At 45.1% G+C, this 14,151-nt stretch carries 10 protein-coding genes; 2 read left to right on the top strand and 8 right to left on the bottom strand.

Annotated features, from left to right (window positions below; translation table 11 throughout):
• Positions 1–631 precede the first annotated feature (631 nt).
• Together EC604_RS05785 and EC604_RS05780 are read right to left on the bottom strand one after the other, a co-directional pair.
• Positions 632–2,914, bottom strand: a complete 2,283-nt coding sequence (locus tag EC604_RS05785; RefSeq protein ID WP_123063219.1) for a YhgE/Pip domain-containing protein — start codon at positions 2,912–2,914, stop codon at positions 632–634.
• Between the two features lie 154 nt (positions 2,915–3,068).
• A complete protein-coding gene (locus tag EC604_RS05780) occupies positions 3,069–3,659 on the bottom strand; it encodes a TetR/AcrR family transcriptional regulator (RefSeq protein WP_123063218.1) in 591 nt (196 codons plus the stop codon).
• 416 nt (positions 3,660–4,075) lie between these two features.
• Here EC604_RS05780 and EC604_RS05775 point away from each other — a divergent pair, with 416 nt between their 5' ends.
• Positions 4,076–5,293 carry an MGDG synthase family glycosyltransferase gene (locus tag EC604_RS05775; RefSeq protein WP_123063217.1) on the top strand — a complete coding sequence of 406 codons (1,218 nt, stop codon included), beginning with the start codon at positions 4,076–4,078 and terminating at the stop codon, positions 5,291–5,293.
• 288 nt (positions 5,294–5,581) lie between these two features.
• Here EC604_RS05775 and EC604_RS05770 read toward each other — a convergent pair whose 3' ends face one another.
• Together EC604_RS05770 and thpR are read right to left on the bottom strand one after the other, a co-directional pair.
• Positions 5,582–6,439, bottom strand: a complete 858-nt coding sequence (locus tag EC604_RS05770; RefSeq protein ID WP_123063216.1) for a cell wall hydrolase — start codon at positions 6,437–6,439, stop codon at positions 5,582–5,584.
• A 130-nt stretch (positions 6,440–6,569) separates the two neighbouring features.
• Positions 6,570–7,172: an RNA 2',3'-cyclic phosphodiesterase gene (thpR, locus tag EC604_RS05765; protein WP_123063215.1), complete on the bottom strand. Its 603-nt coding sequence runs from the start codon at positions 7,170–7,172 to the stop codon at positions 6,570–6,572.
• 199 nt (positions 7,173–7,371) lie between these two features.
• Between thpR and EC604_RS05760 the strand changes: the two genes are divergently transcribed.
• On the top strand, positions 7,372–8,328 hold the full coding sequence (locus EC604_RS05760) for a D-2-hydroxyacid dehydrogenase (protein WP_123063214.1): 957 nt from the start codon (positions 7,372–7,374) through the stop codon (positions 8,326–8,328).
• 152 nt (positions 8,329–8,480) lie between these two features.
• On the opposite strand, the gene EC604_RS05755 is transcribed toward EC604_RS05760, so the two are convergent.
• From EC604_RS05755 to EC604_RS05740, 4 genes are all read right to left on the bottom strand, one after another.
• Positions 8,481–9,428, bottom strand: coding sequence for a TRM11 family SAM-dependent methyltransferase (locus EC604_RS05755; protein ID WP_240036673.1), 948 nt, complete (start codon positions 9,426–9,428; stop codon positions 8,481–8,483).
• 176 nt (positions 9,429–9,604) lie between these two features.
• The gene (locus EC604_RS05750) at positions 9,605–11,317 is read right to left on the bottom strand and encodes a HAMP domain-containing methyl-accepting chemotaxis protein (RefSeq protein WP_123063212.1); all 1,713 of its coding nucleotides are present in this window, start codon (positions 11,315–11,317) and stop codon (positions 9,605–9,607) included.
• A 338-nt stretch (positions 11,318–11,655) separates the two neighbouring features.
• Positions 11,656–12,696 (bottom strand): MsnO8 family LLM class oxidoreductase, encoded by a 1,041-nt coding sequence (locus EC604_RS05745; protein ID WP_123063211.1) that lies wholly within the window; start codon positions 12,694–12,696, stop codon positions 11,656–11,658.
• Complete coding sequence (locus EC604_RS05740; RefSeq protein ID WP_123063210.1) at positions 12,683–14,098, bottom strand: deoxyguanosinetriphosphate triphosphohydrolase family protein; 1,416 nt, start codon at positions 14,096–14,098, stop codon at positions 12,683–12,685. Before EC604_RS05740 ends, EC604_RS05745 begins: the two co-directional genes overlap by 14 nt.
• Positions 14,099–14,151: the final 53 nt, after the last annotated feature.

Genomic DNA, 14,151 nt, shown 5'->3' with positions numbered 1-14,151 from the left:
ACATAACAACAGGCAACAATGAAACGGGAGGAGCCGGCATTTCGCTTGAGATAAGCCTGCCTGCTGAGATGGAGAGGTGACAGCTTGAGCCATCTGTTGTAAGCCTGGTATTGCGGTAAGGACCGCGATTATTGCGAAGGACTGACGCCGGTAATCCGGTAACAGCATATATACAACAACACGTAGCCGCTGGCACGACTACTCAAGATGGAGCGACGTTTTTTGATATAGTTCTATTATTTTAACACCGACCTAACATCAGCGCAATTTAAACTTTTTAATACCTCTGATAAGAATTGTTTTGCAGTACAGCTTTAGTGTGTTGACGTTTAAAAACATCTCTTTTTCGAATAATTATACACGTTTTATAGCAGAGCACAACTGATTTTAATTGCTGATAAAAGAAAATCGTTCCATATCCAGCCTACGTTTGACCATATTTTCGCAATTTTCATGCTCCAGCTTCCAATATAACTTTCTATTTTCATAGCATTGAATACAAAATGGCCTGCAGCTTATTTTCGCGCCGCAGGCCATTTGCACTATTTGACTACTATATTGCATAATTTCGATACATATGCTTTAACTTTTTTTGCAGAAAGTTGTGCGAATTATCTTCTTGCTTCATTCATTAAACTGTCAAAGGCTGACCGCTTTCTGCTACTTCAGCTTCTTTCTTTGTACGTCGGCCGTTCAGGAGGAAGTACGTCAGCGTCAGCAGCACAGATACAGCTGCATAGATGCTAAGTATTTCAGCCTGATGCCACATCACATTGAAGTTACCACTGGAGACAACCGCTCTGAGGCCCATAATGCTGTGTGTCATCGGCAGCCACTGACTAATGGATTGCAGCCATGAAGGAATCAGTTCTACTGGGAATGTACCCGCACTCCCTGCAAGCTGGAAGACCAATAGCAGGATGATCACATAACGTCCAGGCAGATCAAGCCAAGTAACCAGCGCCTGAACGATCAGCATGAAGGTCAGACCCGTTATAATCGTAAACAGATAAAACAGTCCTGTACTATGTGTCTCCAGTCCGAGACCGTAAAGCATAAAGCTCGCTACAATAACGGACTGGAAGATGCTCACCGAACCAAATATCAGTGTGCGGCTTACGAAACGATTCCAGCCTGTTGCTCCAGGTACAGACGTTTCACGCATTTTCAAGACAATAGTAGAGATCAGTGATCCTACGAACAGACCGATGGACAGGAAAAATGGTGTCATGCCTGTTCCATAATTACTTACGTTCTCTGCCTTGTTCTCGGAAGAACTCACCGGTTCTGCAAACATATTCACAACTTCATCTGTTTTCTTCACTTCGGATGTTTTCTGAGCTGCATCTTTCAGCTTCGTGGCCAGTTCACCAGAACCGTCTTTCAGTTCTGTAAGACCATTAGCCAGTTTACCGGCTCCATCACCCAGCTGTTTGGAACCGTCAGCCAGAGATGAAACACCGCCGCTAAGTTTACCAACACCTGTCTGTAATGCAGCCGTACCTGTACCTAGCTGTTTCGCACCAGCTGCCAGTTGTGTACCGCCAGTGGCTGCTTCACCCAATTTGCTGCTGAATTGTTTCAAGCCGTCGGAGAGCTTTGCTCCACCCTGACTAAGCTGTCCAGCACCAGCAAGCAGTTGCTTCTGTCCGTCAACCAGTTGAGCTGCACCTGCAAGCAGTTGTTGTTGACCTCCATGCAGTTCAGTTGCACCCGTAGCCAGTTGCTGATTACCTTGGTGGAGTTGATCCGCACCTTGTGCCAGCTTCTGCTCGCTCTCATGCAGCTGTGCACTGCCGTCAGCAACAGCCTGACTCGCTGCAATCAGCTTTTGAACATCAGCGCTTGCGGCCAGTTCCGGGTTACTTGCGGCCAGTTGTTTCAATCCGGCTGCCACTCCCTGTGCGCCATCGGCAACTTTATTGCTGCCATCCACAGCGGATTGCAAGCCGGTTGCCAATGTTCCACTGCCTTGCACTGCCGATTGAAGACCGTCAGACAGCTTCGCACTGCCTTGTTCGGATGATTGCAGACCTGCTTGCAGCTTGTTTGTGCCATCCAATGAAGATTGAAGGCCAGAGGCCAGCTTGTCGCTGCCGTTCTTCAACTGGTCAGCACCACTTTGCAGCTGACCCGTAGCTGCTTCATGAAGTTGCTGTAAACCTGAAACCAGACTTGTCGTTCCGTTTTCAAGTTTCGAAGCTCCATTATGCAGCGCAGTAACTCCGTTACTTAACGGTGCTAATCCATCCTGAAGTTTCAACGTGCCGGATGCTAGCTTAGCCAGATTATCCTTAAGTTTCACAGCCCCGTCGTCGAGTTTTCCAGCACCAGTCTTCAAATCTCCGGCACCGTTGCCTGCTTCAGCCAAGCCGTCCGACACTTCGGAGAACTTGTCTAACAACGTTTCTGCATAAGACTCTGTAACTTTGGCTGAAACTTTAGCCTTTAGGTCTTTAATTGCCGTTTTACCGATCTGTGCACCTACAAAGTTATAATTACCGTTTGGCTCATAGATCAATTCTGCTGGTGCAGGCTTATCATCAAGCAATGTTGTGGCTTGGGAAGAGAAGTTCTCTGGAATCGTAATCTGCATGTAATACTTGTCGTTTTGCATGCCGTCCTTTGCCTGAGTAGCACTGACAAAGTCCCATTTGAAATCTTCATTTTTCTTCAGCTCATCGATAAGGTCCTTACCGACATGAAGTGATTTCCCCTCCAGTTCGGCTCCTTTATCCAGATTAACTACGGCTACAGGCAGTTTATCCACATTACCGTATGGGTCCCAGTAAGCCGCCAAATAAATGCCGCTGTAAAGGATCGGTATAAATAATATGGCAATTACAGGGATCAACACCTTCGGGTTTCTCACGGCTGATCCCAAATCCTTGAAAAACACGTTTAATGATTTCATGTCATTTTCTCCCCTTAATCTCTCTGCTAGACAGCAGGAATAACCAATATGAAAACAGAATGAAAATCTCTGGAATTTTTACCGAAATACGTGATGACCAAATCTCTCAAACGGTCAATCCAGAGCAAAAAACAAACTTGTCCTTCGACAAGTTTCAATTAACCGGGGTGATTGCAGCTATGCCTTCCATTAAGAAAAGACGAAAGTAGTTCTTGATTTCCTCTTTGCTAAGCGGATCATGATGTTTACTCCAGTCTGAGGTTAATGCAATATACAATCGAATCATCATAAAAGCGACGACTTGCGGATCACAATCGCGTATTTCTCCCCCAGCTCTTGCCTTCTCCAATTCACGGGCCAGAAAATCGGAAATGACTTTCTCCACTTTTTCCAGACCTTCCTTGGCCTGCAATGTCCCAAAATCCTTCAACTCCTGTGACAACTTCACGAGTAACTCGTGATCACGGCGGAATTCCAACAGCGCATCGAGCACACGAAACAGATTATCAAAAAAAGCACTTTCCCGATGCACTTCACGCTGCGCAATGTTTTTCATCTCCTGAATGACTTCCACCAGGATCTGATCAAATAACTGCTCTTTATTCGTGAAAAAGGTGTAGATCGTACCCTTGCCTACATTGGCAATCTTGGCCACTTGATCCATCGTAGTCGCTTTGTATCCAAACATGGCAAACGACTGGGCGGCTGCATGAATCACCTGCTGTCTCCTGTCGATCGGAGCCATCTTATCCCCTCCTTGCTTCATATAAATATGACGAGTGATTCTTACTATCGCTCTCTATGAAATGACCGAAAATACAAAATGGTCATTTGGTCAAAACCTACAATATCATCTTAAAAATAAGATTGCAAGCCTAACAATAAAAAAATGTATTAATATTTTTTAACCGAAATGCAGTGGAAACTGTCAGCGTCGTCGTCTATAGTGTAAGATGACTCAAACAATCCGCATATAACTGAAGTTTGCTGTCTCAAATCAGGTTATACGGTGTAAATATTTTTGGATGAAACATGATTCCGTGTTTTGCTGTATATTCATTAGTAACAAACCTAGCATAACTGTCCCTACTTAAAGCGTACGAAACTGTTCTCATTCAAAATTTTAATTTTAACTCAAACTTTATGAATAAAGGTGAACTCATGCGAAAACCAAGAGTGCTCTTATTATCAGAAGGATTCGGTACTGGTCATACACAGGCGGCTCATGCTCTGGCACATGGCATCAAAAAAGTTAGTCCTCATGTTCATAGTCGTGTTATTGAACTCGGGAAATTTTTGAATCCGACCGTCGCTCCGCTGATCTTTTCTGCATATCGAAAGACACTATCGGTTCAACCCAAACTTGTCAGCCTGTTGTACCGCACACAGTACAACAAATCTTTGAACGGCTTAACCAAACTGGCGTTGCACCGTATCTTCTATACCCAGACGGCGCAGGTCGTATCCCAATTAAAGCCGGATATCGTGATCTGCACACATCCGTTTCCCAACGCGGTTATTTCCAGACTTAAGCGCCAAGGACTAAATATTCCACTATATACCTTAATTACGGATTATGACGTGCATGGAACGTGGATCAACCCTGAGGTAAACAAATATCTGGTCTCCACTCCTCAAGTTAAAGCCTTGTTAGAGATTCGGGGGGTTCCCTCCTCACAGATTCAGATTACAGGCATTCCTGTACATCCTGATTTCTGGGAGTCCGGGGATAAGGTGCAGCTCAGAGAAGAAATGGGACTGCAAAATATGCCAACAGCTCTGCTTATGGGGGGCGGTTGGGGGCTTTCTTTTGACGAGGAACATATGAAAACTCTCGCATCTTGGGCAGACAGGGTTCAATTAATATTCTGCCTTGGAAGCAACCAAAAGATGATTGACAAAATGAAAGAAATCCCATGCTTCCAGCATCCCAACATCCGTATTCTGGGATACACGAAGGAAGTCAGCAAACTCATGGATGTCTCAGACGTCCTGATCACCAAGCCAGGCGGCATGACATGTACGGAAGCGATGGCTAAAGGCCTTCCAATGCTCTTTATCCCTCCACTGCCAGGACAGGAAGAGGAGAACTGCGAATATTTTGTACAAGCCGGATATGGAGAGATCATTCACTCTAAGGATGTCATAACGAATCGATTCCGGGAGTTGTCTGAAAATCAGCCCAACCAGGGTAGTCTGCCTAAGAAGAACAAAAGGTATATAAAAGGACATTCACCTGCTTATGATCCGACCTGTTGTGCTCAAGCTGTTCACGATTTGCTGTTCCCTGCAACGACAGAAGTTACAACTACGTCTCTAGAGCGTTTCTCAGCGAGTATTGCAACCAGACCTTTGTCTGGTACCAGACTCCCTTTATAATCCCTCTAAGAGGCCACAGCATCGGTCTGAGGACGTAATATTCAACAAACAATCAATCAAGTACTTAAACTATACGAAAATGCCAAAAAGGTTCCCCTTCTGAAAATGAAGGGGAACCTTTTTTATTTTTGTTGCATTTCATCGTATGATCTACCAAAAAAATGGGTAAATTACAACTAAAGATGCTCACAAAAACGCCGAAATAAAACTGCATTTTCACAAAATTCAGGGCTCATGTGACGCTCACATAGTTAACTACCCTGCCTGTTTGCAGAATTTTGAGGCCTTTTACTTGTAAAAAGTATGATGCCCAATCGTTTTTACTTCTTTCTTCGTACGAGCCACTGTCAAATCATCAGCAAGTGTCAAAGATAAAAAATAATACGTATCATCAGACACTTCCTTCTGCCCGTTCAGCGCAGCATTCACAGCTTTGATGCTATCTTCATTCGGGGTTACCCGTTTTAGTCGTCCATTCGCCACAGGGCTAAACTGTGATTTTTGATAGATGACCTTGTAAATGGTATCGGGGAAATTGGCTGACCGTAGCCGGTTTAAGACAACGTTGGCAACTGCCACTTTGCCTTTGTACGGTTCGCCTTCCGCTTCTGCCATGACTATTTTTTGTAGCAGATGCAGCTCTTTATCGGACACACTGTAAGACCAGGTTGCGAGTTTTGCATCTTCCTGATTCAAAAGTTTGGTCCGCGTAAAGTAAAGTTTTTGGGGGGGAGTTGACATCGCAGCCGCCGCTTTGGCATGTTCCATTTTAGCCAATTTCAGAGCAGCTTCTTTTTTTGCTTTCGCTTCAGCTATAGCCTGGGCTTTTTGTTTAGCCGCAGCTTTCTGTTGCTCGCGCTCTTCCTGAGCAGTCAAAAGCCAGTTTTTTGCCGGCAATGCATTAGTCCATGTTACGGATTGTCCAGACGTGTCAGAAGATAGACTTGTCCCATCTTCCATCATGCGCCTCTGCTCTTGCGGCAATGATGGGCTATTATGCGCCGAAGACGCAAGCTCCGTCATCTGTTTACTTTCACTCGCTTCATTCCACTTCCCCGTCGCTTGAACGACATTTACCCCCACTATACATACAAGCAGCACAGACAACATCGGTGCTACCCAACGATTCTTACTTATAATTTCCATTCGAAGATTCCTCCTATCGAAACAATTCCCTAATCTTAGTAACCAAAAAAAAAGAATTTGAATAACGATGGCTAATATTACATAGGGATAAACACAATGTCAATGTGAGTTTATGGCATTTAAAAGTTTTTCAGGAAAATGAAAACGTATCCACCGTCTCATACATTGGCGTTTGTCCAAGCCTTGTCACATAAAGTACAAAACCGTCTACTGACCATGAATTTCCATGTGAAACATGTTCTGTAACGATTTCGGAAACTCCATAATGATCCATACCAGGAAGTGATCCAAGATATTTTCTGGCTACAGTAACATGTGGACGATAAGGTCTTAACTCGGCTTCAAAACCTAAACTTTTTGTAGCCTTTACAATTTGTTGATGTAAGTGATGTAATCGCTCTATATCTCCGTTAACACCCCTCCAGAGAACTTTCGGCGTTTTCTCCAGACCAAACGTTCCCCATTCCGATAGCTGCAAGTCAAACGTCTGAACATCGGCGGCCACTTTGTGCAGAGCTGCTCGAAGATGACCGACATCACTCATCAATGTATCTCCCAGAAATTGCAAGGTAATATGATAATCTCTATGGTCTGTCCACTTACGAAAATCAAGCTTGTTCCGTATTAACTGTGCCTGCATGTAAAGAAACTGCTGAATAGATTCAGGCAGACGCACAGCAATAAACAGACGTTCCCGTCTGGAGGCATGTTCTTGAAGTTTTTGGGCAATCATTGCATACACCTCTCTAAAGTTCGCTCTATTATTCCATAACTATGCATATCATTTCAAGCTGGGTAAATATAGAGTGACACACAATATGGATTTTGCATATCAGACTTCATTCCTGCATTTTCCATTTCCATGCACTTGATGCACTGAATCTGATACACTTGACAAGACTAATTCATCGATCTCAGGAGGCACACACATTATGGGTAAAATCGTATGTTTTCCATCTTTATCCGAAGAACAACAGCAACAGATCCAGCAGGCGGCGCCAGGATACACGATCAAATTGGGTAAAGCAAAGGATCTGGAACCTACTGAATTAAAAGAGGCCGAAATCATACTGGGCTGGTCCCCCCTTGTTACTGAACATGCACTGCATCAGGACAGCCCTTTGAAATGGATCCAGGTCTGGTCAGCCGGTGTAGATAATCTCCCATTCGCGGAGCTACAACATAAAAATATTCAGGTGACCAGCGCCAACGGCGTTCATGCCATTCCTATTACAGAAATCATTCTGGGCATGATGTTATCCCACAGCCGCTGGTTGAGACAAGCTATGCTGTATCAGCAGCAAGCTGAATGGAAAAATCCCGGCAAAGCACTGCCAGAGTTGCATGGTAAGACAGCTGTGATCGTCGGAGTCGGCGAGATTGGTACAGAAACAGCCCGTGTATTAAAAGCACTGGGCATGCGTACAATTGGAGTACGACGCTCTGGAAAAGACGTACCCCATGTAGACCGTATGTATGATATGTCTGGACTCCATGAAGCTATCAGCCAAGGTGACTATGTAATTAACATTCTGCCATTGACCGACGAAACCCGGCATATTTACGATCAGAAAACCTTTAACCATTTCAAAACTGATGCATGTTTTGTCAATGTAGGTCGCGGCCCCAGCGTAAACACGGAGGCGTTGCTGGATGCCCTGCAGAGCGGTAAAATTGCCTTCGCTGCTCTGGACGTATTCGAAGAGGAACCTCTTCCAGCAAACCACCCGCTATGGGGCATGGACAATGTGTTAATTACACCTCACATCGCAGGAAGCACGGAACAATATACCCATCGCGCTCTCGATATTTTCATCAAAAATCTGGAAGCCTACGTTGCTGGTAAAACTCTTCCGCTCAACCTTGTCGATTATAGTCATAAATATTAACACAAACATCCGTTCCCATGCAACTTGTTCAACATGATGGCTGATCATGCTGAATCAAATCGGAACAAAAAACACTCCACAAGGGATACTTTCTTCCTTCGTGGAGTGTTTATTATGCACTCTATCGTATATTTGCATACATATCCCGATCATCACATACATACCCAGACATGGCGTACAAATGTGCCTTTACGCACCGTTATGTACTTTTCTATCGTCCATCCCGCTTCCAGCAAGTGAGCCTGCACCCACTCTGTGGAAACAACGACAGCTCGTTTGCATAACTTGCGTAATTTTTGGAGCATCTCTCGCTGCTCTTGATCGGGAAGAATAGAACAAAGATTATAGGGCATGTCGAATATTGCCGAATCATACATCCCCTCCAAATCCCTCATGTCTCCCAAAGTAATTCGATTGGCATCATATCCGAAATGAGGTAAATTAACTCTTGCCCCGCGCACCGCAAGTGAATTAAGATCATTGCCTACTGTATCAATCCCCATCGATAAAGCTTCAATGACCACCGTTCCCATTCCACAGCATGGATCAAGCAATCGATAGTTTTCCACCACTGGAACAGCAACGTTTACCAGCGCCCTTGCTAAGGTGGCACCGAAACCTGTAGAGTAGTTTTGCGGCTTCTGCTGATGGATTTGCCACGATTTGTCCGATTCTGTCCACTGACCCAAGATCCATTTTTGGCCTGTTTTGATTAGTCCGAAAGTCACTTTAGGTCGCTTCATCTGAGCCTTCCCATGGATGCACATCCCGATGTCTTTTTCAAACTTCCGTGCCTGAGCATAGTCAGGTGGAGTATCCCCTGCCTTCAGACAAACCACCTTAAATGTCTCATCTTGCTGTAAACGAATGTTTCGCGCTATAGGTAGCAGCTCAGTAATCGAGCCTCCTTCACCCAATACATTCAGCCGTCCATGAATAAATGGACTTCTTTCCGGCGGGATCCATCGCTCAGACCTAATATAAGAACCGCTGGTAATGCGCATTTCTGAATCTGCCTTAAGCAATGTACTTAATTCAAGATGGCATAACTCACGTTCATTTTCATGACAGGCAAAGATGTATATATATGTAGCTGCCATCATAATCCCCCTCATTTCTTGGTTCTACTTTTCAATTCAAAAAAATAAGGGATCCCATTGCTGGATATCCCTTTCAACTTCATTTTTAGGACCTGGTCTTAAACTCAAACTTTGACGACAAATCCACCTTGTTCAAACAATCGTTTTACCCTGTTTCTTCTATTATAAAGAACGGCTTATACTTTTAACTTTTCAATGGATGTGAGAAGATCGTCAGACAACTCTTTTAACGTTTGAATATTACTGCTGATGGTCTCCATAGAACCGACTTGTTCCTCAGCCGAAGCAGAGACTTCCTCCACACTAGCCGCCGATTGTTCAGACACTGCAGAAATCTGCTGACTGAAATCATTCATCTGGCCACTGCTCTCTTCCATACCTGAAAGTCCTTCTGACATGGTACCAATAACCTCCACCATACCTTCAACTGATGTATTGATGGTTCTGAACAACTGGCCTGAAGCAAGTATACGCTCCTGCCCTAATTCCGTTTCTTGAACACCAACACGTAACTCGTTCACTACACCCTGTGAATCTTGCTGAATATCCTGAGTGATGGTCGTAATTTCTTCAACGGAAGCTTGAACTGCCTCAGACAATTTTCTGACCTCCGATGCTACAACAGCAAAACCGCGTCCACTCTCTCCAGCCCGTGCCGCCTCAATCGAAGCATTCAACGCCAGCAAATTCGTTTGACGAGCGATGTCATGAATGACCAGAACCAGTTTGGAAATGTCTTCATTTTTACGGTTTAACTGCTCCATTTTGCTCATTGAGGAAGACACTGCGCTGGCAATCTGCTGCATCTGTTGCACGGATTCTTCCATCGATTTGCGACCGCTCTGTCCCTGCTCCAACACTTGATTGGACATCGTACGAAGCTGATTCCCCTGTTCCGCATGCTGCTGAATATGAATATTCAAATCTTCCACTGTGCGAGCCGACTCCACAGCAGTCTGAGCCTGACTCTCAGCCGCCTTAGCCGATTCCTCCATTGTGATTGCAATTTGCTGACTGCCGATCTTCACTTCTTCCGAAGCAATGGCCAGTTCGCTACTCTGACGATTTACCGATTCAGCTACACGCCTTACATTGAGCACGATCGAGGTCAGGTTACCTTTCATCTCATTGACTGCTTTCGCCAAGGCACCCACTTCATCTTCATGTTTGGTATGTACATCCTGCACGTTCAATTGACCCTCCGCGATCAATTTAACCGCACTGATGACACGAAGCAAAGGTTTAACCACCTGTGTACGGATGACAGGAACAAATATGGCAGTAATGATAATCATCGCAAGCACACCTATGATCACAGACAACCTGCCATCTTGAACGGAACGAATCGTTTGAGCTGCCGAAATATCCGATTGCTGCTGATTATAGTTGACGAGATAATCCAGATCGACTTGCATGGTATCAAAGGATTCTGCACCTTTGTCAGCTACTTCTTTAGCAAGTTGCGTCTCTCCTTCGTCACTCAATCGAATCGCCTGCGAGTTAATTTTCAGATATCCTTCCCACTTCTCCTTAAACGCTGTCCAATGTTCCGTTTCTTCCGCAGACTTTTTCTGTTTATCATAAATGGTTATAGCTTGTGCAGTTTCACGAATAAATTTGGTACGCTCTTCGTTAATCTTTGGCCTGTCAGCTGATTCAGCGTCAAAATAACGATAACTTAGGGACAAAATATGCTCCGTTGTGTAATTTAATCGGTTAATTTCTTGGATGGAAGGCATCCAGTTACCTGTAATATCATTTGTATTGGTCTCAATTGAATTCATTCGGCCAATAATGGTAACGCTTAAAATGATTAAACAGAGGATTAACAAGTAAAACGCGATGCTGATACGCAGACCGATACTCTTGATTTTAAATCGGCTAAACATATAATTTCCTCCTCATGACAACTTTCGCCACATTTACAATTTAGTGCTTTTCTCGCAATTAAACCCATCTATTGGCCCCTTGCAAATTACACTCTAATATAATATATCTGCATGATAGCGATAAAGTATTATAGCATTCTTTTGTCGTTAGACGCTGTAATCCGTGAAATTTTGTTGAACTTTATTGAATGAGAAATGAGCTGCAAGACCTGTATTATTCAGATCTGCAGCTCATAGCCACCTTAGCATCACCTAACACTTGATTAGGTTTAATCAGATTCAATTTGCCCTTTAACTCATTCTACATTTATCTCTTTTTCAAAAACGATTCAACAATTTCACCGAAGCCCAGCTAGCAAACGATAGGACTCCAGCCTGCGTTCATAATCAGGACCAGCCGTTACCACGAGTATGCGGTTGGTATTTAGCCGTTGCCCTGCTTGCCGAATGTATTGCCATATTTGTTCGGGTGTGCCGGCAACATGCCGTTGCACTTCTTTATCCTCTTTGTTGGAAGAATTACTCTGAGAGCTGCCCTTGACCGTATCCATGTTTTTTTCTCGCTCGTTTGTGTCACGATTTCCTTTGCGCTGGCTCGCTATCTCCATGCTCCAATGTATAGCATCGTTCTCCGTTGCCGCACACATTGCACTGACTGCCACCATGACTTCGGGTTCCTTCAGCCCGGCACTAGGCACGAATTCCTCTCGATAACGGCGTACAGCCTCCACCCCGTCCGAATCACTCATGAACTGTCCAAAAACATAACCCATACCAAACTGTGCAGCATATACTGCGCTTTTGACATTGGTACCTAGCATCCATAGAGATAATGGAATTTCCGGGACCGGACGCGCTGTAACCATAACATCCTCATACGCAAAACGATCTTCCAGCAACTCGGTAAGCGAAGCCAGTTTGGCGGGCAGATCGGAGACATGCTGCAAATAATTTCCACTAAGCGCCATCGTTGCATGAGGCCCTCCGCCCGGCGCTCTTCCCAATCCAAGCTCGATCCGTCCCGGATAGAGCGAGGCCAGCAGGCGGAACGACTCCGCAACCTTGAGCGGACTATAATGCGGAAGAAGAACGGCTCCCGACCCAAGCAGAATGGTATCTGTCTTTGCACCAATATGAGACAGCAGCACCTCAGGAGAAGCAGAAGCAAGTTCAGCCATATCATGATGCTCAGAAGCCCAGTATCGTCTATATCCCCATGCTTCAGCTTGTTGAGCCAACAGTACTGCTTGCTGAAGAGCGTGCTCAGCGGATGCCCCATTCAGTCTAGGAACGAGATCCAACACGCCCAGACTAAACTTTTCTCCAGAACGATCTTGGGTGTCGATACCCCACTTCTTTCCTGCATTAGTCCAGATCATAGATCGAACCGACCTTCAGGCCGTAAAGTTCATTATAAATTTTCTCAGCAAATGCATCGGTCATCCCAGCAATATAATCAATCACCATATGTTCCCAAGTCCAGATCGGCTGCGCTTTGGCTTGATCCTTCTCATATCGTTGCAACCAATCGGAAGGAATGATGGATTTTGACGTTTCTGGATCGAGAAATGCATCCCAGAGCCGTTTAATCATCCACTCACTGCGCTTCTGCAAGCGCTGAACACGCAGATCCCGAATCATCGTCACCCAGGCGAAACTCTTGAGTACACTCACGGTGCGCAGCATGTCGAGGTCTTCTACGCCTTCGCGGACAAAGGTTACTTTTTTCCAATCCCCTTCATCGATGACTCCCAGACTGCCTACGAAAAGACTGACCCAATAGGCCTTTACCTCACGACGAGTACGCGAGTAATCATGCTCGCAGAAAGGCATTTTCTCATTCCAGATGCGCAGGAACGATGCGAGGACTTCTTCCACTTTTTCCGCGATTGCTTCCCTTGTCCAGCCCTTCCAGAACAGATCTTCAAGTGTAGTAATTTTGTCTACGATGAGCCTGTTGATATGCTGGTCTTGCAGAAAATGCTCATGCACCTCGATTTTGCCTGCCTTAATGCCATCCTCCAGGTCATGTGCGGAATACGCAATATCATCGCATAGATCCATCAGTTGTGCTTCAAGCGTTTTCTTGCCTGCCGGGATGTTCCAGCGCTCCCGAATCTCACGAATGTACTGCCACTCGTGGTGGTACATGCCTTTTTTGCTTTCTGTTCCAGGGTACGGGTACTTGTTGATCCCTAGCAGCACAGCATCCGACAAATTCAGTCCATCGATATCTTCACGTTTCTCCAAATACATGATCAGGCGGAAGTTATGTGCGTTGCCTTCAAAATGCTCATATTTCCGTTTCAACTCTGCTCGCACGTCGGATTCAGCCTTAGGAGCTTTTGCTGCCCGACTTTTTTTCATAATCTTCTTCGTCTCGCTGTTGATCAGATCGTCTAAAATACCATCAAGCACTTCTTCCCCTTTATGTCCAAAAGGTGGATGACCAAAGTCATGTGCGATCGCTGCACATTCTACAACTTCCGAATCTATGATCAGTCCAGGGCTCTCTGCCCGGCCCCAATCTACCTCCGGGTAATGCCGTAGCAGACTTCTCGCCGCTTCTCGTGCAATCTGTGCCACCTCAAGGGAATGGGTCAGACGTGTCCGGTAATAATCCCCTGTGCCTGCACCAAACACTTGTGATTTCCCCTGCAATCTCCGGAACGTTGGGGAATGAATCAATCGCGAATAGTCGCGCTCATACGCCGCACGAGAGCCTTCCAGTTTCGTAAGTTCAGGGTATTGTCTATGTTCTCTCAGATCATGCCATTGCATGTGAATCACTCCTAGCCGACTGTCTCTATTTTGAGTGATTATACACAACATCT

Source organism: Paenibacillus amylolyticus (genome assembly GCF_003719335.1).
In the GTDB taxonomy this organism is placed as follows: Bacteria; Bacillota; Bacilli; order Paenibacillales; family Paenibacillaceae; genus Paenibacillus; species Paenibacillus amylolyticus_D.
Note: the sequence above shows the minus strand (reverse complement) of the source record. Positions and strands in the feature narration are given on the sequence as shown.

Excerpts from the sequence above, each read along its gene's own strand:
- EC604_RS05745 (WP_123063211.1), bottom strand. The coding sequence starts at position 12,696 with ATGATCTGGACTAATGCAGGAAAGAAGTGGGGTATCGACACCCAAGAT.
- thpR (WP_123063215.1), bottom strand. The coding sequence starts at position 7,172 with ATGATTGCCCAAAAACTTCAAGAACATGCCTCCAGACGGGAACGTCTG.
- EC604_RS05760 (WP_123063214.1), top strand. The coding sequence starts at position 7,372 with ATGGGTAAAATCGTATGTTTTCCATCTTTATCCGAAGAACAACAGCAA.
- EC604_RS05780 (WP_123063218.1), bottom strand. The coding sequence starts at position 3,659 with ATGGCTCCGATCGACAGGAGACAGCAGGTGATTCATGCAGCCGCCCAG.
- EC604_RS05775 (WP_123063217.1), top strand. The coding sequence starts at position 4,076 with ATGCGAAAACCAAGAGTGCTCTTATTATCAGAAGGATTCGGTACTGGT.
- EC604_RS05785 (WP_123063219.1), bottom strand. The coding sequence starts at position 2,914 with ATGAAATCATTAAACGTGTTTTTCAAGGATTTGGGATCAGCCGTGAGA.
- EC604_RS05770 (WP_123063216.1), bottom strand. The coding sequence starts at position 6,439 with ATGGAAATTATAAGTAAGAATCGTTGGGTAGCACCGATGTTGTCTGTG.
- EC604_RS05750 (WP_123063212.1), bottom strand. The coding sequence starts at position 11,317 with ATGTTTAGCCGATTTAAAATCAAGAGTATCGGTCTGCGTATCAGCATC.
- EC604_RS05755 (WP_240036673.1), bottom strand. The coding sequence starts at position 9,428 with ATGGCAGCTACATATATATACATCTTTGCCTGTCATGAAAATGAACGT.
- EC604_RS05740 (WP_123063210.1), bottom strand. The coding sequence starts at position 14,098 with ATGCAATGGCATGATCTGAGAGAACATAGACAATACCCTGAACTTACG.